Annotated in this window: 19 protein-coding genes; 12 read left to right on the top strand and 7 right to left on the bottom strand. The window is 44.5% G+C overall.

All coding sequences use genetic code 11. The features are described 5' to 3' along the window. Positions 1 to 53 precede the first annotated feature (53 nt). Together ACFOEK_RS02235 and ACFOEK_RS02230 are read left to right on the top strand one after the other, a co-directional pair. Complete coding sequence (locus ACFOEK_RS02235; RefSeq protein ID WP_386715542.1) at positions 54 to 665, top strand: transglycosylase SLT domain-containing protein; 612 nt, start codon at positions 54 to 56, stop codon at positions 663 to 665. Positions 666 to 697: 32 nt separating this feature from the next. Beyond that, positions 698 to 964 (top strand): YheU family protein, encoded by a 267-nt coding sequence (locus ACFOEK_RS02230; RefSeq protein ID WP_386715539.1) that lies wholly within the window; start codon positions 698 to 700, stop codon positions 962 to 964. Positions 965 to 978: 14 nt separating this feature from the next. On the opposite strand, the gene ACFOEK_RS02225 is transcribed toward ACFOEK_RS02230, so the two are convergent. Next, complete coding sequence (locus ACFOEK_RS02225) at positions 979 to 1,587, bottom strand: thioesterase family protein (protein ID WP_386715536.1); 609 nt, start codon at positions 1,585 to 1,587, stop codon at positions 979 to 981. A 70-nt stretch (positions 1,588 to 1,657) separates the two neighbouring features. Between ACFOEK_RS02225 and ACFOEK_RS02220 the strand changes: the two genes are divergently transcribed. Further along, the gene (locus ACFOEK_RS02220) at positions 1,658 to 2,665 is read left to right on the top strand and encodes a hypothetical protein (protein ID WP_386715533.1); all 1,008 of its coding nucleotides are present in this window, start codon (positions 1,658 to 1,660) and stop codon (positions 2,663 to 2,665) included. Between the two features lie 7 nt (positions 2,666 to 2,672). Here the strand turns inward: ACFOEK_RS02220 and ACFOEK_RS02215 are convergent, their stop codons facing one another. After that, positions 2,673 to 2,942 (bottom strand): hypothetical protein, encoded by a 270-nt coding sequence (locus tag ACFOEK_RS02215; protein WP_386715530.1) that lies wholly within the window; start codon positions 2,940 to 2,942, stop codon positions 2,673 to 2,675. A 250-nt stretch (positions 2,943 to 3,192) separates the two neighbouring features. On the opposite strand from ACFOEK_RS02215, the gene ACFOEK_RS02210 reads away from it, so the two are divergent. Continuing rightward, positions 3,193 to 5,172 (top strand): ATP-binding protein, encoded by a 1,980-nt coding sequence (locus tag ACFOEK_RS02210; protein WP_386715527.1) that lies wholly within the window; start codon positions 3,193 to 3,195, stop codon positions 5,170 to 5,172. Positions 5,173 to 5,210: 38 nt separating this feature from the next. On the opposite strand, the gene ACFOEK_RS02205 is transcribed toward ACFOEK_RS02210, so the two are convergent. Continuing rightward, on the bottom strand, positions 5,211 to 6,329 hold the full coding sequence (locus ACFOEK_RS02205) for a DUF6160 family protein (protein ID WP_386715524.1): 1,119 nt from the start codon (positions 6,327 to 6,329) through the stop codon (positions 5,211 to 5,213). A 308-nt stretch (positions 6,330 to 6,637) separates the two neighbouring features. Here ACFOEK_RS02205 and ACFOEK_RS02200 point away from each other — a divergent pair, with 308 nt between their 5' ends. Then, positions 6,638 to 7,273 carry a TetR/AcrR family transcriptional regulator gene (locus ACFOEK_RS02200; RefSeq protein ID WP_386715521.1) on the top strand — a complete coding sequence of 212 codons (636 nt, stop codon included), beginning with the start codon at positions 6,638 to 6,640 and terminating at the stop codon, positions 7,271 to 7,273. 20 nt (positions 7,274 to 7,293) lie between these two features. Here the strand turns inward: ACFOEK_RS02200 and pap are convergent, their stop codons facing one another. Continuing rightward, the gene (gene pap / locus ACFOEK_RS02195; RefSeq protein ID WP_386715519.1) at positions 7,294 to 8,751 is read right to left on the bottom strand and encodes a polyphosphate:AMP phosphotransferase; all 1,458 of its coding nucleotides are present in this window, start codon (positions 8,749 to 8,751) and stop codon (positions 7,294 to 7,296) included. Positions 8,752 to 8,975: 224 nt separating this feature from the next. Then, complete coding sequence (locus ACFOEK_RS02190) at positions 8,976 to 10,508, bottom strand: SulP family inorganic anion transporter (protein WP_386715516.1); 1,533 nt, start codon at positions 10,506 to 10,508, stop codon at positions 8,976 to 8,978. Between the two features lie 433 nt (positions 10,509 to 10,941). Between ACFOEK_RS02190 and ACFOEK_RS02185 the strand changes: the two genes are divergently transcribed. From ACFOEK_RS02185 to ACFOEK_RS02165, 5 genes are all read left to right on the top strand, one after another. After that, positions 10,942 to 13,737 carry a bifunctional aconitate hydratase 2/2-methylisocitrate dehydratase gene (locus ACFOEK_RS02185; protein WP_386715513.1) on the top strand — a complete coding sequence of 932 codons (2,796 nt, stop codon included), beginning with the start codon at positions 10,942 to 10,944 and terminating at the stop codon, positions 13,735 to 13,737. A gap of 322 nt (positions 13,738 to 14,059) precedes the next feature. Further along, entirely contained in the window at positions 14,060 to 14,491 is a 432-nt protein-coding gene (locus ACFOEK_RS02180; RefSeq protein ID WP_386715510.1) for a hypothetical protein, read from the top strand. 118 nt (positions 14,492 to 14,609) lie between these two features. Further along, a complete protein-coding gene (locus ACFOEK_RS02175; RefSeq protein ID WP_386715507.1) occupies positions 14,610 to 15,122 on the top strand; it encodes an MOSC domain-containing protein in 513 nt (170 codons plus the stop codon). Between the two features lie 133 nt (positions 15,123 to 15,255). Continuing rightward, entirely contained in the window at positions 15,256 to 15,528 is a 273-nt protein-coding gene (locus ACFOEK_RS02170) for a CopG family ribbon-helix-helix protein (protein WP_386715504.1), read from the top strand. After that, on the top strand, positions 15,516 to 15,806 hold the full coding sequence (locus ACFOEK_RS02165) for a type II toxin-antitoxin system RelE/ParE family toxin (RefSeq protein WP_386715501.1): 291 nt from the start codon (positions 15,516 to 15,518) through the stop codon (positions 15,804 to 15,806). The genes ACFOEK_RS02170 and ACFOEK_RS02165 overlap by 13 nt, the downstream gene beginning before the upstream one ends. A gap of 138 nt (positions 15,807 to 15,944) precedes the next feature. Here the strand turns inward: ACFOEK_RS02165 and acnB are convergent, their stop codons facing one another. Continuing rightward, positions 15,945 to 18,533, bottom strand: coding sequence for a bifunctional aconitate hydratase 2/2-methylisocitrate dehydratase (gene acnB / locus ACFOEK_RS02160; RefSeq protein ID WP_386715498.1), 2,589 nt, complete (start codon positions 18,531 to 18,533; stop codon positions 15,945 to 15,947). Between the two features lie 679 nt (positions 18,534 to 19,212). Here acnB and ACFOEK_RS02155 point away from each other — a divergent pair. After that, positions 19,213 to 20,148 carry a lipase family protein gene (locus tag ACFOEK_RS02155; RefSeq protein WP_386715495.1) on the top strand — a complete coding sequence of 312 codons (936 nt, stop codon included), beginning with the start codon at positions 19,213 to 19,215 and terminating at the stop codon, positions 20,146 to 20,148. Here the strand turns inward: ACFOEK_RS02155 and ACFOEK_RS02150 are convergent. After that, positions 20,060 to 21,277 carry an aminopeptidase gene (locus tag ACFOEK_RS02150; protein WP_386715492.1) on the bottom strand — a complete coding sequence of 406 codons (1,218 nt, stop codon included), beginning with the start codon at positions 21,275 to 21,277 and terminating at the stop codon, positions 20,060 to 20,062. The two genes, ACFOEK_RS02155 and ACFOEK_RS02150, sit on opposite strands and share 89 nt — an antisense overlap. 88 nt (positions 21,278 to 21,365) lie before the next feature. Here ACFOEK_RS02150 and ACFOEK_RS02145 point away from each other — a divergent pair, with 88 nt between their 5' ends. Beyond that, positions 21,366 to 22,838 (top strand): SDR family oxidoreductase, encoded by a 1,473-nt coding sequence (locus ACFOEK_RS02145; RefSeq protein ID WP_386715488.1) that lies wholly within the window; start codon positions 21,366 to 21,368, stop codon positions 22,836 to 22,838. The last annotated feature ends 125 nt before the right edge of the window (positions 22,839 to 22,963 follow it).

Genomic DNA, 22,963 nt, shown 5'->3' with positions numbered 1-22,963 from the left:
AACAACCACGCATATCATGAGTGGAATGGTAAAAGTAGAAGCTGGGTGTTGAAATGAATCAACGGGCGTTATTGATGGTTTTAGGCTTGTCTTTTTTGGTGATGGGATGCTCTTCTCAGCCCAAAAATATCAACAATGTCTGTTCGATGTTTGATGAAAACTACGATTGGTACGAAGCCGCGTCAGATGTTCAAAAAAAATGGGGCGTGCCGATTCATGTGACCATGGCCTTTATTCATCAAGAATCAAAGTTTGTCAGTGACGCCAAACCGCCTCGTTCTACGTTTCTTTGGATCTTTCCAGGGCCTCGACCTTCCAGTGCCTATGGTTATGCGCAAGCACTTGATGAAACCTGGGATCACTACATTAGTAAGACCAAAAACTACGGTGCGGATCGGGATGATTTTGACGATGCCGTCGATTTTATCGGTTGGTATAACTACACCAGTCATAAGAGAAATGGCATTTCTAAGTGGAACGCCAAGCACCTCTATCTTGCTTACCATGAAGGGCATGGAGGCTATTCACGACGCACTTACAACAAAAAGAAATGGTTGTTGAAAGTGTCGGATAAAGTCCAACGACGAGCTTCACAATACCTTAGACAATACAAAACCTGTAAAGCCGATTTGGATCGGGGTTGGTTTAGTAGGACCTTTCTTTAATTTTTAAATACGCTTTTCGGAATTAAATCTAGATGGCCATCGAAGTACCTTGGCAACAATTATCACAAGACGCTCTAGAAGGGCTGATCGAATCTTTTATCTCGAGAGAAGGCACAGATTACGGTGAAATAGAGCGCTCGTTGGAAGACAAAAAGCAGGATGTGGTTGCTCAACTCCGATCAGGAGCGGCCGTGATTATTTTTGATGAAGAGGCAGAGAGTTGTAATATCTTGTCTCGCGAGCAGTGGAAAATACTTCAGCAGCGCTCAGCAGAAGACGAGTACTTTGGTTCGGTGTAAGCCTGTCAGTCTTTTTACCCGTGTTGGGATTTAGCCATCTTTTTCTGAATGCTCAGTGTTTCCTTCCAGTGTTTGATGTGTTCCGGAATTTCAGGTGAGTCGAAAATGCTGTGTGAATCAAAGTCTTTACGGGCTTGAGAGACAGAAACACCCCCCACTTTGTGAGCTTCGATTAATGCGTCTTTAAACGACACAATGCCTTTTGAGGAAGAATTGCTCTTATCCACGAGGAGTTCCCGGCTGTAACTGATGGCAGAGGTTTTTCCTGCTTGATTGAGTATCCGCTGCTCCATGTAGAAATAGTTTCGATCCCAATAGATCAACCGTGAGGTGACGGTAAACGCCTCAAAGGGCGATAGCTCTTTGAAATAACTGATGGTTCTGGCATTGATAACAGGAGACCAGCGTTTTTGCTTTAATGTGGGGATTAACCCCAGTTGGCTGAACAGTTGAATATGGCTGAGATCAAACAAATTTGCGTAGCGCGTGTTGGTCATGTGACCGTTGAAATCCAAATCGGTTGGCCATACACGAGAATGAAAGACTGAGGTATCATCGACGGTTATGTTGCTGGTTTTACGAAGGTTTAACCAGAGTAGGAGCAGCCTGAAATACAGCTTCATGAGCTAAATGCCTGTTCATCCGTGTTAGAACTGGCAAATTCTACCCGTTTCAGAAGACAGGGGAAATAAGTTGTCTGAACATATTCATTTAGAGAAATTTAAACAAAGCAGTAAAACGGATCGACAATACGTCGCTTGGGACGTGATCATGATCCTGGTGCTTTTCTCTAATCTATCTTTCCTGGTGATCGATTGGTTAATGACTTGGGAAGTGCTGACTTCATTTTGGCAGAGCCTGTCTGCTCCCGCGCATCAATGGTATCTCGATTACATAACTCCAAACTTTGTTTATATTGATGGTGCTTTTGTACTCTTCTTTCTGACCGAGTTTTGTGTTCGTTGGGGGATTAGCCTTAAACGCAAAGAGTACCCTGGTGTCTTCTTTTTCCCGCTGTTTCATTGGTATGACTTGCTTGGTTGTATCCCTCTTGCCGAGTTCCGTTGGCTGCGTTTGTTAAGGGTAATCTCGGTATTGCTGCGTTTACATCGCATGGGCGTGATCAACTTGAAAGACAATTATTTCTATCGTCGATTTGTTAAGTATCACGATATTCTGGTTGAAGAAGTGTCCGATAAGGTCGTGCTTAATGTGCTCAATGGTGTTCAGGCGGAATTTGATCAGGATTATCCGTTAGGTAAGAAGATCATGGAGAATGTGTTCAAACCTAATAAACCTGAACTTGTTCGCTGGATTGCCTCTGGTATCGAAGATTTTATTGCAGAGCATTATCAGAAAAACCGTAATCTGATTGAATCAAATATCCGTCAGCGTGTTGAAGTCGCGGTTGAGTCTCAAACCGAATTAAAGACGCTGGAAAAGTTGCCTGTGGTGGGGGATAAAATCAGCCAGGAAATTCAGCGAGTGGTGTCTGATGTAGTGTGGCAGGTAATGGATGGCTTGATCTCAGATATTGCAACGGATGGTCAACAGCCGGATATGGATACAATTTTGGACGCAGTGCTCTCTACTTTTAGCGAAGAAAATCCGCAATTACATCAGTTAACACGGAATATGAGTGTGCAGACCATTGATGTGATCAAAGAGAAAGTAGCGGTTAAGAATTGGCGTCAGATTTAAGCGCGGGTCAGTCCGAATCGTTAAAAACAGGTTCGTTAAAAAAGAGTGGGGCACAGGCCTTAATGGGTGTTCCGCGAACATAACGACCGTTTATATAATCAGCAATGCCATTGATGACGGCGCGAGATTCTACGTTTAATCGAACCCAGATGATGACACTCTTGTTGCCTGCAATACTCTTGATAGCCACATTCTTGACTCTGGGGCTGTTGTTAAACAACGCCATAATCTCTTCTTCTGTGATATCCGACGGTACGTTATCTATTCGAATAAACATCTTCTTATCCTTTGATATCAGTCAGATAATGTCTGGGCTGGTAGGATAAATGTCTTCTAGAGCTTAAGTTCCAATTTCTCTGATTTTAATCTTAGTTCATTTAAAGATTCCCTAGGTTTTTCACGGATTTTTATAGCGAAATATTATAAAGTGGGTGTCTTCCGAACCTGGGGAACCTCTGAATAAGTAGCTTGGGTTCGGTAGCCATTCATTGACGTTATAAATAATAAAAAATGCTAAGGACTCAGATATGCCGTCCCCGCCGAAAAGGACATTCTTTCAGACAGTGTTTTCTCCTGCCCGAAGCTTGATGGATCGTTTATCGTATCTGAAAAAATTCATGCTGATTAGTGCGTTGTTTTTATTGCCAGTAGGGCTTTTGGGATATGGCCTGGTTACTGAGATTCAACGCAACTTGGCTATTACAAAGGTTGAGCAGCAAGGGCTCCGTATGTTGGCTCAAGCCTTTAAATTAATTGAGCAGGCGTCAGAATTTCGTGATCGTTCAATCATCCTTAGAGTTAATGATTTAGAAGTGATTCGGAATGAGTTGGATACGAAGAAAAAACAAGTGGAGTCGATGCTTAACAAGCTTAAAATGCTGGTTGATGAGTTTGATGATGCGGAAATTGATCATCAATTAAAGCAAGTACATGTTAGTTGGAAGCAGCTCAACAGTTATTCTTCAGGCGCCCAAGGTGGGCCGCACATCCAATTCAAATATTACGACAGCTTTGTCCGCACAATTCAGGTTTTGGTGGATGTAATTGGCTATCGAACCAAGTTAGTCCACGATCCAAACCTAAATACCTTCTTGTTAATCAATATGCTTTCCGATGATATGCCGATTGCTTTGCGTGAGTTAGGTCGAGCGCGAGCTTACGGTGCGTATGCCTTAAATCAATTGAGTATCGACCACGACACGTATAAAGAATTAGACGAAATTTACGACGATTTGACGGATAGCTTCCACCTTCTGAGTAATAATCTCGGTTATGCGGTGGCAGAAAACAAGCAGTTTCATCTTCCGCTTCAGCGTGGGGTTGATCGTGTGATTACGGGTGTCCTTAAAGGGCGTGATTCTATGTATCGGGAAATCATAGAAGCTGATCAGAGGACAATGGGGTGGCAAGACTACTATCTGCAAATGACGGACATCCATAACACCATGTATCAATTCATCGATACTCTGTTGGATATTGTAGAAGAGCAACTCAAAAACCGGGCGGATGAAGAAAGCGGTAAACTCATTGGATTCATGTGTTTGACAGCATTTCTTTTGGCGCTGATTATCTTTTTATATGCGGGCATGTATTTGTCGGTTCATCAGACGCTCAAGTCCTTTGTTGAGAAGTCAAAGTCTGTGGCCAATGGCCGTTTGGATACCTATATGCCAGAGTCTACACGCGATGAGATGCGGGAATTAGCTCTCAACTTTAATCAAATGGTTTCTCAGTTATCAAAGAACCAGCAGGACTTGGTTGAAGCGAGAAAAATGGCTTCCATGGGACAGCTGGTTGCTGGGGTTGCTCATGAGATGAATACCCCACTGGGAATAGCATTAACCTCAGTGAGTTTCTTAGAAGAGCAGATGGCGAAAGTAAATCAAAACTATTCGGAAGGGCGCTTATCTACGGCTGACTTTCAAAATATGATTTTTGCCAGCACTGAATCTCTAGGTCTGATCGTTAAGAACCTCAATAAAGCGTCTAGCTTGGTTTCAACGTTTAAGATGTTATCCGTCAAGCCAGAGCCTGATCTGTGGGCGTCGGTGGAGTTAAAGGCTTTTTTGGGTAAGTTATCGGAGAATCTAAGTCTCAGTACCGAGTTAAAAGCGAAGTGTAAGGTTAAGTGTGTTGATGAAGTGGAGGCCTTCCAGGACGTTGAGAAACTGGCAACGTTGCTTGAAATCCTGATTAATAATGCCTTTCAGCACGGCTATGGGGGGGATGCGTTAGGTGATGTCATTATTTCTGCTGAGTCATATGAAGATCGCATACGGTTGGCAGTAGAAGATTCAGGTAAGGGGATTGATGACAGCATGATCAATCAAATTTTTGATCCTTTTGTCACGTCTTCCCGGATGAGTGGTACGGCAGGCTTAGGACTGCACATTGCTTACAACATCGTTACCCAAGCGTTGTATGGGCACATTAAATGTATGTCAGAACCAGGAAAATACACTCGATTTGAGATAGAGATACCAAAGGACTTAAGAGAGCAGCTGTAAGCTGCTCTTTTTATTGGGTGGGTGCTTATTTTATTTAATTAGAACAAGCCAAGCGCTGCATCGGTATAACGGGTTGGCATTCTTGGTAAACCTTCTACCGTTTCATGGGGATTAAGTTCTAAACCACCAGATGGAATGTTAACGAAACCACCCAAGAAGGTCTGCGTGAAGTTTTCATCAACTACCATGGTTTTATTGCCGGTCCTGACATTGTTTCCGTAAGATGGGTTTAGATTGCCGTTAGGGTCAATGGCCCAAGCAATATCTTTGGTTTGAGATGAAATAAAGAAGTTGTCTACCATGCCAGAATCACTGGCTTTACCCACTTCTAAGGACTGGAACTTATCAAGAGGCTGACAGGTATCCGTACCTGTAGAGGTTCGGCAATCCTCCGGTGTAATTTCTAGAAGGTAGGAATCAGGGATTAAACCGGCACTGATGTCATCTCCATCAAGAATACCAATGTAGTTGGCACGAATCGGGTCAAGGCTACCACTGTTTTCACCGTTTTGGTCACCTTCTTCACCGTACTGTAAATAGGCTTGCCCTTCTACTTGTACTGGGATAAAACCAAACACCCATTCAGTACCTTTAATCAGAACATCAATGTTACCTGTCATGCTTTCGATATCGCCAGACAACACACCACCGGCTTGTTCGAAGCCGATACGAACACCCACAACTTCTCTCATGCCGTTATCGCCGTTTTCAAATGCAAGTTCAAAGTATGGGTTAACAGTTTTGAAGGGATGGCTGGTGACTGAGCCATCACTTTCTTTTTCATAATGACCTAATGCGAAGTCTCTGATACTAACGTCGGCATCGTTAAGTTCTTGCATACGGCTAGGATCACAGCCAGAAGCTGGGCAGGGCTCACCATTCTCGTATCGATCAAATTTTCCTAACTCTAGATGGTCAATAGATAGGTGTGTTTCCATGTCGGCGCCAATATTGACCCGGTAGAATTCGGTGTTCACTTCCTCAGGGGCAGCACTGAAACCTGCGGTGGTTTGAGTGACGTTATAGTTATCAATCGTGATGAAGGCTTGGCCAGAGTACTCAGATAGGCTTGAGTCATCCAGAGGTGTCAACTCGGCCATGGCGGAAGAATGGCCGGCTATTAATAGTAAGGCTGTTAGAGGTCGAATGAGATTCATGATAGGCCTATTATTGTTATTTTTTATAGCAGTATATCTGTAGTATTTTTGATCACTGTGAACTTGATCACAGACGTCATTAGGTGTCGCGATGTGTCAGGATTGGCGTGAATACGCAATGTAATGAATTTATTGATCAAATGAGGAGGATTGTAGGCCTGTTATCAGGTTAATGGAGTCTTGATTCACAAAATGAAGCAAAAAAGCACTGAACTTTTCTTAACTTGTTTAGTCGGACAGCTTTTAATATAGTCCCAATTTGATTGAACGCTTGTTTAATTAACAATAAATCCTAGGTTGTAATCGAGATGTCAAAAGCTTCTGTGGGTCGTCCGACAAATAAGGAAGGCCAGTCTAATGTTCGTGATAGGTTGTTGTTAGCGGCAAAAAGATGCTTTCTTGAGGAAAGTTACGAAAAAGTATCAACGAGGAAAATTGCGGCAGAAGCAGATACCAGCATTGCAATGATCCGTTATTATTTTGGTAGTAAGGAAGGCTTATACCAAGAGTTGATTCGTACCCAGTTTGTGCCTATTTCTGAGCGCCTTCACATGCTACAGCACTCGGACGATGTCACTAACATGGAGTCATTCTTTAAGGTCTATTACCAAACCATGTTACCGGATTATCAGTTCCCAATCTTAATGATGCGAACTTTGACTATGGGGCAGGGGCCAAGCCGGAAGTTTATTCTTGATAAGGTCATTGAGCCGATGCGTAATTCATTTCGTAAGGTAATAACCAAGCTTCAGGAAAAAGGTAAAATCGACTCAGCGCTCGATGCAGATATGATTGGTATTAATATGATCAGTCTGGCGGTTATGCCTATGTTAGCCAAGAATATTTTTGAATATCAACTTGGCGAAACGCTGGACTTGGACTTTTATCTCAAACTGGCTGAGCATAACGGTCGTCTGTTGAAGAGTGGCCTTCAGATTGTGTGATGCTTAACAAATAACACAGGTTATTCACCCGTGTTATTTGTGAGTGTTGCTTCTAACACTTCGCATACATGCTTAAGCACTTCGATTCTAGCGAAGTGCTTGCTGTTCGCTGGAATGAGTCGCCAAGGTGCATATTCCGTTGATGTGTAATCTATCATGTCGTTAATGGCGATTTCATAGTCATCCCATTTCTCACGATTGCGGTAGTCTTCTTCAGTAATTTTATGATGCTTATAAGGGGTGTTTTCTCGTTCTTGAAATCGGCTGAGCTGTTCGTCTTTATCTATGTGAAGCCAGAATTTAATAACAGGAGTACCTTTATCGTGTAGTTGTTGTTCGAAGTCGTTGATTTCATCATAAGCGTCTTGCCATTCCCTGGTTTCAGCAAAACCTTCCACTCGTTCAACCAATACTCGACCATACCAACTACGATCAAAAATGCTCATGCGACCCGCTCTTGGGATTTTTCGCCAGAACCGCCAAAGGTAATGATGAGATAGCTCTTCTTCTGTGGGGGCGGCAATAGGAGTTACCCGATAAAAACCAGCATCAATAGACGAGGTAAGCCTTCTGATGCAGCCGCCTTTACCTGCTGCATCCCATCCTTCAAATACAATAACGCAGGACTGATCTTTTTCTTGAAACTGGTGAATGAGCAAGCTTGCTTTTTTTTGCCAATGCTTAAGTGTTTTCTTGTATTCGCTCTTATCAATGGATTGAGAGAGGTCAACTTTGGCTAAATGATTTCCCTTAAAGGCAGACAGTTCTTTATGCAGTTTGGCACTTTGAATTTCAGGAGGACTCTTTAGTCGTGCCTTTATCTGTTTTGCTATGAGGTTGCCGACATTAAGGTTTCTTTCGTAGAGGTCAGATGAGTCTATGATGTGCCACGGCGCTGCTTCGCTGTGCGTTGCTTTGAGGGTGTTGCGAATGACATTTTTCGCGTGATCAAAGTTTGTATAGATTTGCTGATCACGTTGGTGAATTTGCCAAGTCTTGTGAATCTGCTTTCGTTCTACTGTTAAGCGTTGTTTGAGTTCCTCTTCAGGAAGGTGAAGCCAAATCTTGATGATCAACATGCCTTGGGAGATGAGGGTCTCTTCGAATTTTTTACTGTATTCGATGCGTTGGGCCAATTGCTCTTGATTGAGTTGATCTACAAGGTGTTCGATGATGCTATAAGACGTCCAATCTCTCAGACACAACCCAATAAGGCCTTTTGGTGGAAGGTCTTTCCAATAGCGCCACATAAAGGGTTTCTGTTGTTCTTCTTCGGTAGGAAAACCATAGGCATTGGCTTGAAGGAAGCGTGGGTCCATCCATTCATGGAGTAGGTTCAAGGTTTCATGGCGACCGGATCTGTCATCGCCGCCGATGACGATCAATACAGGAAAATCTGCATCTTTGAGGCTGAGTTGCAGTTGAATTAGTTCTGCGCGAAGGGCTTTAACTTCTTCTTTATATTGGCTCTTTTTCATGAAAACTGTTCCAAACTCATAAGATTTGAGTCTACAACATTTCTTAGAGGTTAATCACTAACCGGAAAAAGGGCCTAGGGGCATTGTGGATTAGGCTGTTGTGGAGAGAGAAGAGGGGAAGGGAGTAGTCGTTGAAAGTAGTTGTTGAAAGCGGCTGTGAGAAGAAAGGGAAAAGGATCAACAAAGTGCTGATTCTTCTCCCTTAGTCTTAAGCTAATTGAACCTTAAGCCAGTTTGTCTGAGGCTACGTGATAGTTCGGGTCTTCCATTACGTTGACTTCAACCAAGTCGCCTGCTTTTTCAAGTAATAGCTTACAGTCTGAACTTAGATGACGAAGATGTAAGGTTTTACCTGCTTTGATATAGCGGTCAGCAAGCGTATCCAACGCTTCGATGCCTGAATGATCCGACACCTTAGAGTGTTGGAAGTCGATGATGACATCGTCCGGATCTTTTGACGGATCAAATAATTCCAAGAAGTTAGCAACGGAACCAAAGAATAATGGGCCATGTAACTTATAGATGCGACTGTCGCCTTGATCTTCTGCAACGACATTGATGTGTTTTGCGTGTTCCCATGCGAATACTAGAGCAGAAACAATCACACCCACAATTACCGCAATGGCCAAGTCGGTTGCAACCGTAACACCAGATACCAACACAATAACAAATGCGTCTTGCTTAGGGATCTTCTTCATAATGCGGAAGCTTGACCATTCAAAGGTGCCGATAACAACCATAAACATCACGCCCACCAAAGCAGCGACAGGGATTTGTTCGATCAAATCTGAGGCCACCAAGATATAAAGCAATAGGAAGACTGCACCTGTGATGCCAGACAGGCGACCACGACCACCGGAGTTCACGTTAATCATACTCTGACCGATCATGGCACAACCGCCCATGCCACCGAAGAAGCCTGTTGTAACGTTAGCTGCGCCCTGTGCAATACACTCTTTATTGCCTCGGCCACGAGTCTCGGTCAGTTCATCAATCAGGCTAAGTGTCAGTAAGCTTTCGATCAGTCCAATAGCGGCAAGAATCAACGCGTATGGGAGGATGATGTACAGAGTTTCTAGGTTCAGAGGCACCATAGGAATATGGAACTCAGGCAAACCGCCGCCAATAGAGGCTACGTCGCCCACTGTTTTGGTATTAAGATCAAGGCCGATAACCGCCAGAGATACCACAATAATGGCAACCAAAGAAGAAGGGATTGCGGTGGTCAACTTAGGTAAGAAATGAATGATGAACATAGTGACAGCAATCAGACCAAGCATCATATAAAGCATGTTGCCTTCCATCCACTCTGAGTTGCCTGTCGTAGGATTTTCAATCTGGAACTGACCAAGCTGAGCCAGGAAGATGACGATGGCCAGGCCGTTCACAAACCCGAGCATGACAGGGTGGGGCACCATGCGGATGAACTTGCCGAGCTTAAATATCCCGGCGGCAATCTGAATGATTCCCATAAGCACGACCGTGGCGAAGAGGTATTCCACGCCGTGTTGGCTTACGAGTGAAACCATCACGACAGCAAGTGCACCGGTTGCTCCTGAAATCATGCCTGGACGACCACCAAAAACAGCGGTGATTAAACCTACGAAGAAAGCCGCGTACAAACCTACCAGAGGTTCTACACCAGCTACGAATGCGAAAGCTACGGCTTCTGGAACAAGTGCAAGAGAAACGGTCAATCCCGAAAGGAAATCGTTCTTTGCATTAGCAGGAGTATATCTATTAATCAGAGAGAACATTCTGTGCCCTTTTAGCAGGTAACGAATTGATGATATTCAGTGATACCGGTACCTGGTTATTCATTATGTAAGCAATTATTGGATCTGAAGGATGATCGTGAACAATGCTTGGTTAAAAATCGGGCGGCATTCTATCAAATTTATCCTTTTGCAGACAGGGGGAATAGAAAGCCCAAAATTGTGCACATTGCAAGTCACCGGATATCTCTGCACTTTCTTTGTACATTTTTACCTGTATTCATGAAATGAATAGCGAATATAATCAAGATTTCCTGCATTTATGGCTAAAAATACCCAGGCTTGCCTTTAACTTATAGGGGCACCTAACCTATAATTCCGCCGATATTTTTGTAGGGGACCCCGTGTGCTCCTGGCCAGTGACCGGAAAAACATAATGGTCACGGAATAACTTGATATTGAGTGAGATATTCACATGAGCTTGTATTCAGAATACCTAGCAGAGATCGAGGTTCGTAAAACGGATCTTGGCTTAAACCCGAAACCAATCGATAGCGCGGAATTGCTATCTGAGATCATTGCCCAGATCAAAGACACTGGCAATGCTGAGCGCGAAGCGTCTCTAAACTTCTTCATCTACAACACGCTTCCAGGTACCACTCCTGCTGCAGGTGTTAAAGCTGAATTCCTAAAAGCCATCGTTTTAGGCGAAGAGAAAGTTGAAGAAATCTCTCCTGAGTTTGCTCTAGAACAGCTTTCTCACATGAAGGGTGGCCCTTCTGTTAAGGTTCTTCTTGATATTGCTCTTTCTGACGATGCTCAAGCTAAAGCCGCTGGCGAAGTTCTAAAAACTCAAGTATTCCTATACGACGCTGATACGGCTCGTCTAGCGGACGCTTATAAAGCAGGTAACGCGATCGCTAAAGACATCCTTGAAAGCTACGCGAACGCTGAGTTCTTCACTAAGCTTGACGATATCCCTGAGAAAATTAAAGTAATCACCTACATCGCTGCTGAAGGTGACATCTCTACTGACCTTCTTTCTCCAGGTAACCAGTCTCACTCACGTGCAGACCGTGAACTGCACGGCCAGTGCATGATCACTCCTGAAGCTCAGCAAGAAATTAAGAAGATGGGTGAAGACAACCCAGATGCTAAAGTAATGCTGATCGCTGAAAAAGGTACTATGGGTGTTGGTTCTTCTCGTATGTCTGGTGTTAACAACGTTGCACTATGGGCTGGTGAGAAAACTTCTCCATACATTCCATTCGTAAACAACAAGCCAGTTGTTGCGGGTACTAACGGTATCGCACCTATCTTCCTAACTACGGTTGGTGTAACCGGTGGTATCGGTCTTGACCTTAAAAACTGGGTTCAGAAAAAAGACGAAAACGGCGAAATCGTTCGTGATGCTAACGGCGACGCAGTACTAGAAGAAGCTTACTCTGTAGCAACAGGTACGGTTCTTACTATCGATACTAAAGCTAAGAAGCTGCTTGATAGCGAAGGCAATGTACTGTCTGACGTAGCAGACGCTTTCACTCCACAAAAAGTGGAATTCATGAAAGCTGGCGGTTCTTACGCGGTAACTTTCGGTAAGAAGATTCAGACGTTCGCTGCTGAAACGCTAGGTGTTGAAGCGCCAGTTGTTTACGCTGCGTCTAAAGAAATCTCTCACGAAGGCCAAGGCTTAACGGCTGTTGAGAAAATCTTCAACCGCAACGCTGTTGGTGTTACTTCTAAGACTCCACTACACACTGGTTCTGACGTTCGCGTTAAAGTGAACATCGTAGGTTCTCAGGACACCACTGGTCCTATGACGTGTCAGGAATTGGAAGCCATGGCTGCTTCTACTATTTCTCCAAGTGTTGACGGTGCGTTCCAATCAGGTTGTCACACTGCATCTGTATGGGACAACAAAGCTAAGGCAAACACGCCTAAGCTAATGGCATTCATGAACGCGTTCGGCGTAATCACTGCTCGTGACCCGAAAGGCGTTTACCACTCAATGACTGACGTAATCCACAAAGTATTGAACGACATCACTGTAGATGATCGTGCAATCATCATTGGTGGTGACTCTCATACGCGTATGTCTAAGGGTGTAGCATTCGGTGCTGACTCTGGTACGGTAGCTATCGCTCTTGCGACTGGTGAAGCAGCAATGCCAATCCCAGAGTCTGTAAAAGTTACCTTTAAAGGTGCTATGAAGCCTCACATGGACTTCCGTGACATCGTACACGCGACTCAAGCTCAAATGCTTAAGAAGTTCAACGGCGAAAACGTTTTCCAAGGTCGTGTAATCGAAGTACAAATCGGTACTCTTCTAGCTGACCAAGCGTTCACCTTCACTGACTGGACTGCAGAAATGAAAGCGAAAGCTTCTATCTGTATCTCTACTGACGAAACACTAATCAAGTCTCTAGAACTTGCTAAGTCTCGTATCCAGATCATGATCAACAAAGGTATGGACAACGAAGCTGGCATGCTGCAGAAGCTCATCGGTCTAGCTGACAAGCGTATCGCTGAAGTTAAATCTGGTGAAGCACCTGCGCTTGCTCCAGACGACAACGCTAAGTACTACGCAGAGTTGGTTGTTGACCTGGACGCGATCGACGAGCCAATGATCGCTGACCCAGACGTAAACAACGAAGACATCTCTAAGCGTTACACGCACGATGTGATCCGTCCAACTTCTTACTACAATGGCCGTGAAGTTAACCTAGGCTTCGTTGGTTCTTGTATGGTTCACAAAGGCGACATGCAGATCATCGCTGCGATGCTTCGTAACCTAGAGAAGAATGGTCCTATCACGTTCAAGGCACCTCTAGTTGTTGCTCCACCAACATACAACATCGTTGACGAGCTTAAAGCAGAAGGCGACTGGGACATCCTAGCGAAATACGCTGGCTTCACGTTCGACGACGAGAACCCGAAAGAAGCGGCACGTACTTCTTACGAAAACATCCTTTATCTAGAGCGCCCAGGATGTAACCTATGTATGGGTAACCAAGAGAAAGCTGCTCCTGGTGACACTGTACTAGCAACATCTACTCGTTTGTTCCAAGGCCGTGTTGTAGAAGATACTGCTGAGAAGAAAGGTGAGTCTCTACTAGGTTCTACGCCAATGGTTGTTCTTTCAACTATCCTTGGTCGTTTCCCAACTCTAGAAGAGTACAAGCAAGCGGTTGAAGGTATTAACCTAACTAGCTTCGCGCCACCTTCTGAAGACCTAGCCGTTGAAGCGCAACCAGTTAAAATCGTTGGCTAAGACGATTTGATTGGAGTCAGACGTCGGGAGACTGGCGTCTGAAGCTGAAAAAGCCCAAACAATCAAAATTGTTTGGGCTTTTTTGTGCTCGACATTTACTGAAGTTAATGAGTGTAGGTGTGTACTGAGAGTTGATGTGAAGGCATTCATGGTTTTGAGGTGATAGGCAGGGGGGGGCTATGATAGGTTTTCTCTTTGTTTGAAAAATGTAAGAACAAGTTTTAATCAATAGTATTTTGGTAACAAAAACGATTTGGATATAGATTTCTTAAATTAATCTAAAATATCCTAAGCTCTTGAAGCGAAGAAGATGGGGAAAAACATGCTTGATCAAGATGCTACAGATTTAAAAAATACTCTTGAGATTACAATGATCATTATGGTCATTGTTTTCTTTATCTTGTGGCTTTGGCCCGCCGAGATGATAACTGAGGAACAAAACGAAATTCTCAGGGAAAAAGGGCGTGGTAACTACGTCATGAATGTAGAGGGGCAGGAAGACTTGGCCCGTTTTGTAGTGATCTCGAATAAAGGAAAAATTGTTTCAGACAAGATCCTTACTAGTTTCACTCGCATAGTAAGACACCCGCAAACAGGGAAAGTCATAGGAGGCACTTTTTACCATGAAAATACTAAATGCTTTCAATTAGTTACTACTCCCTCTGTACTGACCACCGTTCAGCTTTTTCAAAATAATAACTGCAATTTAAACGCTCATGAGTCAAATCTTGGTATCGTCTGGCAAAGGATATAAAGCACTAATGGATTGGTTGTTCTTACTTTGGCGCCAATTTATTTCTGTTGGTTGTCATCTGTTTCCTATACTGATCAGTATATAAAGCGCCTTCAAAAAATTTTAAATACGTCCCGACATGAACAGCCAACATCGCCTCTTTTCCCGGTTTATTAAATCCCTGCCTCCAGGTGAACTTACATGGATTGGCGTGCGCCCTGAACGCAAAGCCGTTATGCACGAATTGACTTCGGTAATGGCTCATAAAGATTTGGGTCTTGAAGGAGATCACAGGCTTAAGAAGATGCCGGGTTCTGGTCGACAGGTCACCCTCATAAGTCAGGAATACATAGACATGATCTCCCACTATTTGGGAGGAAAGCCAGTGTATCCGAACACCTTAAGGCGCAATTTGGTGGTGAAGAACATCAATCTATCGGCCTTGCGATATCAGCAATTTCAGATTGGTGATGCTGTATTTGAAGCGGGTGCTTTATGTCATCCGTGCCAACGCATTGAAGCTGCGCTAGGTAAGGGCGGGATAGCCGCGATGATGGGGCATGGTGGCCTGTGCTGTAAGGTGATTAAAACGGGTGAAATCAAAATTGGTGATACAGTGAGCCTGGTTAGCCCACAACAGGATTTGTTTTGAAAATAATGAAGTCAGTGTATCCCCTGAAAAACTACTTGGATGACTAATTAAGTGCTCATAATTTGAGCGATCATTGGTTCAACTTGTGTTAGAGTATTCAAAGGTACTACCTTTTATTCATGAGGCGAAGTCAATGGCGACATCAGTAAAACTTGACGACAACTTGAAGAGTCGAGTTCAGAACTTGGCTGAAGCGCGAAACCGTTCTGCACATTGGATTATGCGTGAAGCAATCCGTGATTATGTTGAACGCGAAGAAAAACGAGAAGCTTTAAAACAAGATGCATTACATGCTTGGGAGTCTTATCAACAAAATGGACTTCATTTGACGATGGAAGAAGCAGACGATTGGTTGGCTAAGCTTGAAAGTGGTGAGGATGCGGAGCTGCCTAAGTGCCACGTTTGATTTGGTCGCCGTCAGCTCTAGAGGATGTTCAGCGGCTATATCGTTTCCTCGCTCCAAAAGATAAAGCTGCTGCTCGCCGAGCGATCAAAGAGATCAGAGCTGGTGTAAAAATACTGTCGCATCAGCCAGAGGTCGGACGGCCAGTTGAAGATATGGAGCCGGAATTTCGTGAATGGTTTATCGATTTCGGAAGTAGTGGCTATATCGTGATATATCGCTTTAATGGTGAAACCGCGACGATTATTGCCGTACGACATCAAAAAGAAGCGGGATATTGATCATCCTGCCACTCCAATTGGCTACTGTTCTAAAGCCAATCAATTCTTAAATCAGAAGCCCAAAAAAACCGCCAGCGTTCGCATGGCGGTTTTTATTTATGGTATTAATCAACCCTGACACTTATCAATTCAGATATGTCAAAGCTCAACAGAAGCCGTTTCAGCTTTTGATGTATACGCTTCCATCTGGTCGAAGTTCAGGTAGTTGTATACTTCGTCAGACTTGGATTCTAGCGACTTGGCGTATTCGAAGTATTCAGCCGGAGTAGGCAGCTTACCAAGGATTGCACCAACAGACGCCAGTTCCGCAGACGTTAGGTAAACGTTTGCGCCATCACCCAGACGGTTAGGGAAGTTACGAGTAGAGGTCGACAGTACCGTGGTGTTAGGAGCAACACGAGCCTGGTTACCCATACACAGTGAACAACCCGGAACTTCAGTACGAACACCCGAGGTGCCGAAAGTGTTGTAGTAACCTTCTTCCATCAACTGAACCGCGTCCATCTTGGTTGGAGGCGTCATCCAGAAACGAGTTTTAAGACCGCCTTTGTGTTGAGATAGAAGTTGACCAGCGGCACGGAAGTGACCGATGTTGGTCATACAAGAGCCGATGAATACTTCGTCTACGGTGTCGCCAGCCACTTCAGAAAGTAACTTAGCGTCATCCGGGTCGTTCGGGCAGCATACGATTGGCTCTTTGATGTCTGCCAAATCAATTTCGATTACGTGTGCGTATTCGGCGTCAGCGTCCGCTTCCATCAGTTCTGGGTTAGCCAACCAAGCTTCCATCGCTTGAGCACGACGCTCAAGAGAGCGTGGGTCGCCGTAACCTTCCGCGATCATCCAGCGCAGCATGACAATGTTAGATTGCAGATATTCTTTAACGGCGTCTTCAGAAAGCTTAATCGTACAGCCCGCTGCAGAACGTTCTGCAGATGCGTCAGACAATTCAAACGCTTGCTCAACCGTCAGGTTATCAAGGCCTTCAATTTCCAGTACGCGACCAGAGAATTCGTTGATCTTACCGGCTTTTTCTACCGTCAACAGACCTTGCTTGATGCCGTAGTAAGGAATTGCATGTACAAGGTCACGTAGAGTAATGCCTGGCTGCATTTCACCTTTGAAGCGAACTAATACAGATTCAGGCATGTCCAGTGGCATAACCCCCGTTGCCGCTGCGAACGCAACCAGACCAGAGCCAGCAGGGAAAGAAATACCCATTGGGAAACGTGTATGAGAGTCACCACCTGTACCAACGGTGTCTGGAAGTAGCATGCGGTTCAACCAGGAGTGGATGACACCGTCACCAGGGCGAAGTGCGACACCGCCACGAGTTTGGATGAAGTCTGGCATGGTGTGCTGCATCTCAACGTCAACTGGCTTAGGATACGCAGCTGTGTGACAGAAAGACTGCATAACAAGATCTGCAGAGAAACCAAGACAGGCAAGGTCTTTCAGCTCGTCACGCGTCATAGGGCCGGTCGTGTCCTGTGATCCTACCGTAGTCATCTTAGGCTCACAGTATTGGCCAGGGCGAACACCCTCAACACCACATGCTTTACCCACCATTTTCTGAGCAAGGGTGAAGCCTTTAGTGCCTGCTTCTGGATCAACTGGCTTACGGAATGCGTCTGAAGGGCCTAAGCCTAGCGCTTGACGTGCTTTCTCTGTCAAACCGCGACCAATGATGAGAGGGATACGACCACCGGCTTGAACTTCATCCAGAATCACGTCTGATTTGAATTTGAATTCAGAGATTACTTCGCCGTTCTGGTTAGTGATTTTACCTTCGTAAGGGAAGATCTCGATCACGTCACCCATGTTCATTTTGTCTACTGGTGCTTCGAATACGAGTGCGCCAGCGTCTTCCATGGTGTTGAAGAAGATAGGTGCCACTTTAGAGCCGATACACACACCACCCGTACGTTTGTTAGGTACACCAGGGATGTCGTCACCGAAGAACCAAAGCACAGAGTTCGTTGCAGACTTACGAGAAGAACCCGTACCTACTACGTCACCAACGAAAGCAACAGGAAGGCCTTTCGCTTTGATCTCTTCGATTTGAGCCATCGGGCCAGTGACGCCGTGCTCTTCAGGCGTTAAACCGTCACGCGTCATTTTGTAAGCTGCGCGTGCGTGAACAGGGATGTCTGGGCGAGACCATGCATCAGGTGCCGGAGAAAGGTCATCGGTGTTGGTTTCACCCGTTACCTTAAACACAGACATTTTGATGCTTTCAGCCACTTTGTTTTTCTTGGTGAACCACTCAGCGTTTGCCCAAGACTCAATCACCGCCTTGGCGACTGGGTTGCCCGCGTCCATTTTTTCTTTAACGTCATTGAACGAATCGAACATCAAAAGGGTATTCTTAAGTTGCTCACCTGCCAGTTCAGCAAGGTTTGCATCGTCAAGAAGTTCAACCAAGGTAGCGATATTGTAACCACCTTGCATCATGCCCAGTAGTTGAACTGCTTTTTCTTTAGATACAAGCGGAGATTCGGTTTCGCCTTTGGTAATAGCAGTCAGGAAAGCCGCTTTAACATAAGCTGCTTCATCAACACCTGGTGGAATACGGTTTTCAAGAAGATCAACCAAGATGGCTTCTTCACCCGCAGGCGGGTTTTTTAGTAGTTCTACTAGACCAGCCGTTTGCTCTGCGTTGAGCGGCTTTGGTGGAACGCCTTGTTCAGCACGTTCTGCGACGTGTGCGCGATAAGCTTCTAACACGATTCATAACCCTCATCAGTTGAATTTGCTATGAGTTCTTTCTTATAGATAGAAATCATAGACGGTCGATTTTGTTCCTGCGACCTTCAATTTGGTGTAAGAATTTTATTGAAAAACTTTCTAAAAGATGAGCGGATTGTAGACAAGATAGGTTTATTGTCAACAATGGGTATTTAAATGTGACAATTTATGAGGATGATAGAACTAAAATTAAAATATTGTCGACAATGTTTTGTTTCAGCATAAAAAACTGAAATCAGCATTTCAATGGCTCTAGGGAACCTCTGAACAAGTCCGCTCTAGCTCAGCGGGCGCTAGAAAAATGTTAGAACAAGGCGAGCTTCGTAGAGAATGTCTAGACCTTTTCAAGAAGTTCAACGATGTTATAACGTTTTTAAAGCCCCGCCCTTCGGGGCCTTAAGAGAAATGTCTCTTTTTTGTTGCGGCTTTTTGACGTAACCCGTTATGCCTTCAAAACCGCGCCTCAAATAGACATTTCTCTTATAGGCCTGAGCAGAGAGGGACTTGTTCAGAGGTTCCCTAGTACTTATTCAGAGGCTTCTTAAGAAAAACGCCATATTTGGCGGTTAATGTATAGCTTATAAAGCGCATAAGTTTCGCTGATACTATTATTTATGAGTTGAGTTAGAGGCGAGTTTGATTTGAAGATGGATTGTGTGTGAAGTTTGATCATTCGTGGCAATCGCTGCTAAGACCGGATATTAGTTCTCATTATTTTCCTAACTTTCATCGTTGGGACTTTGACCCCAATAAAACCTCGTATGACCCGGTGAATGCTCTGTGGATGAGCGAACTGTCGCGGTGGATCTATCGTCATGATCGTGATCAGTATCGCTCTGCGTTTAGTGCCAGCATGGTTCACCCTGAGTTAGAGATGATTAATCTCAGGGAAATGTACTTTGTAGAAGAGCGAGGCATGCAGGCGTCTTTGCTGGTATCGGCAACGAAACCTCATTGGGCGGTGCTGATTTTCAGAGGTTCGTCTGAACCGACCAATTGGATGTACAACTTCAAAACCAGCCTGGCTCCCTGGTTTGGTGGTGGCTTGGTTCATCAAGGTTTTTTGGAAGCTCTGATCAGTATCTGGGAACCCATTCGACATCGCTTGCGGCGTATTCGGCGCATGCCGATTTTCTTTGCTGGGCACAGTTTAGGAGGTGCGTTAGCAACCCTGGCTGCTGCTGATTATTCACCAAAAGCCTTGTATGTGTTTGGTGCCCCCAGAGTAGGGGACAGTGGCTTTGCGTCCAGTCTGTTAGGTACACCGGTTTATCGTGTGGTGAATCACTCCGACATGGTGTGTTGGCTTCCGCCTTCAACTTCGCCGTTTCGTTTTCGTCATGTGGGTGAGCTGCATTACTTTTCGTATTCTGGAAACAAATATGTCAATCCGGATGACGAGTTCATAGAATATGATCGACGAGTCCGAATGGGGGATTCTCGTGCCGAGATGCACGAGAGGGCTTGGACTGACCCGCCAAAACGTTTGTCGGATCATTCTCCGATCAATTATTCGGCGAATATTTACAAGGAAGTGGTTGAGCATCCGTTGTATCAGAAGCTTTTGGAGACTGAAGGGTATCCGTCTGACTAGTCGTATCCGTCTGATTTGAGCGGCTCGATTGGGACGTAAACAAATTCAAGACGCGTTCCCGTTCTTCTTTTTCTTGTTCGGACAGTTTCCTAACTTCCTCATAAAACGTCGGGAAATCGTAGTTGCATTGTTGAATCCATTCTTTGAACGCGGGAACCCAACGGTTATAGGTGCTGACCAGCGCCAAACGTGCATTATTTACAGGTTTTTCAAACCAACGGTCATAACCTGCATAGTCTTGCCATTGGGTGTGTTTTAATTGCTTATAGTTTTCTGTGAGTTCAGAGAGTATCTGCTCTTTTTGTTCCAGCTTTTCATTTCTTGATAGGTCGGATTGATAGACGCTGTCTAACTTAGTACGTGTTGCACGAAGTAATTGAGTAAAGCCTTTAGAGCGTTCTCGACGGGCCTGAAATTTCGTAATCAGTTCCGGACGATCTTTTAACCAAAGCTCAACCCCTGACTCTTCAACAGCGGAAGCGAAGCTTTCATTAAAGGTGCTGTCGCCTTTTAAATACAAAACCTGATGAGCAAGTTCATGAAAGATTAGAGCATGTAAGCCTATCTCATCACGCCTGAAGAAGGTTGAAAGAACCGGGTCGTCAAACCAGCCAAGCGTTGAGTAAGCGTCTGCGCCGCCGACATGGGTATCCATGTTTCCTTCGTCGGCAATTGCTCGAGCATAAGCCAGAGCCGCTTGCTCGCTGTAATAACCACGATAAGACGCGCAGCCTACGAATGGGTAACACCATTGCCTGGGCGTTAAAGAATCATCAGGAGCGGCAACAACACTCCATACAGGATACTGACGGTCAAGCTGAACAAATGAGCGATAGTTGGTTTGAGCTTGGGGTATTGAAAGTTCATGTTCGGCAAACTCCAATGCTGAAACCACTTCATTCAGGCGCTTTTTTAATTTTGGGTCGGTTTTGGGATCATCAATCAAATTATCAATCGATTCCTGGCTGAACATAATATCTATGTGCCCTTGTACTGCCTGGCCGTAATAACCTATTTGTTCGCATCCTTGTAAAAACACGACACTAAAAGTGAGTGTGAAAAGAGCAATTACTCTAAATGCCAACTCGTTTGAAAATTTACGTTTTCCTACAAAACTTAACCGTTCCATGGGGTTTGCTCTTCCTGACCTTGAGGTATATTGTGTGTTAATAAAATTAAATTAGTGTCGTCTAATAACAATAATAAGGAGTTACGACATGAGCCCTTCGGCGTTTTTGTCGGTACAGTCTGAACTTGCCGGTAAACATATCTTAATTACAGGTACTACGGGTTTTCTTGGCAAAGTTGTCCTAGAAAAACTACTCAGAAAAGTACCTGATGTCTACCAGATTACTCTTTTAGCTCGTTCAAATGCTCGTTACAAGTCGGTAAAAGAGCGTGTAAAAAATGAAGTCTTATCAAGCTCGGTCTTTGATCGTCTAAAACAGGATATGGGGCCTGTGTTTGATGAGTTCGTTGAAAGTAAAATTTCTGTGGTAGAAGGCGAACTGACCAGACCTGGGCTAGGAATGATCGCTTCAGATTTTCAAGCGTTAGCTAATGACATTGATCTTGTCATTAATTGCGCAGCGAGTGTGAACTTTCGTGAGGCGCTGGATAATGCCATCCGTATTAATACCTTGTCCGTTGAACACCTAGTAGATTTGATCAATGCCGGTAATGGTGTGCCTATGGTTCAAGTCTCGACGTGTTATGTGAATGGCCATAACACGGGTGATATCGATGAACATGTTTACCCGCCCAAGAATGATGAGATTTCAGGGTTTGAAGACGGTAGCTATCACGTTCGACCTTTGATCGAGCGATATATGACGGAATGTCAAAAGATTAACATCTCTTCCTCTTCTAAAGAGGAAGCCGAAGCCGCCAAGATTCAACTTGGCGTTAAAGAAGCGCGTAAGAACGGTTGGAATGATACTTATACGTTCACCAAGTGGATGGGTGAACAATTGCTGATTCAGCAACTCAAGGGTTCTGGTTTAACCATTGTTCGCCCTTCCATCATTGAGAGCACGGTATGTGATCCTGTTGCGGGTTGGCTGGAAGGTATTAAGGTGGCTGATGCGCTTATCTTTGCATTTGCTCGAGGCAAACTTAGCTTTTTCCCTGGTGATGATAACGGCATTCTGGATGTGATTCCTGCTGATTTAGTGGCAAACAGCATTATTCTTTCGGCTGCAGAACAGTTGGCTAATCCAAATAATTATCGTATCTATCAGTGTTGCAGTGGCAGAGATAATCCAATTCAGCTGCGTGACTTCATTAATTTGGTGATGGAAGAATCTCATCAAAACTATCTCAATTATCCAAAGCTCTTTAAAGCCAAACCGGCGGCTAAATTTAAGACCGTCAGTAGTTTTGCCTTTCAAAGCTTTATGAGAGGGCTTCAGGTCGCGGCTTTTTGTCGCGGAATCTTCCAGCCCAAACTGCGCCGTAAGTTGACTGATAAAGTGGCGGTTTCGAGAGAACTTGCCAAGATTTACGCCTTTTATACAGCTCCTCAGTATCGTTTTGATAACTCCCAATTGAAGCAATTGTGGCGGCGCTTTTCAGTGAATGATCAGGAAGAGTATATGGTCAGTGCCAAGTGCTTTGAGTGGAAGGAGTATATTGGCAGTATTCATATTAATGGGTTGCATACGTATGTTCTTGAAGAGCGCGCCGCCTAAGAGGGGTAAGCTTTCTGAGCAGAATTAACTGCGTTAAGTATAGAGCTTTAGATGCTCATTTAGGAAAACTAAACTCCGCTCTAAAGCTCTATATTTGCCTTGTTTCTTCTGGCTCAGAATAGCTT

The organism is Litoribrevibacter euphylliae (genome assembly GCF_042646085.1).
Taxonomy (GTDB): Bacteria; Pseudomonadota; Gammaproteobacteria; order Pseudomonadales; family Litoribrevibacteraceae; genus Litoribrevibacter; species Litoribrevibacter euphylliae.
Note: the sequence above shows the minus strand (reverse complement) of the source record. Positions and strands in the feature narration are given on the sequence as shown.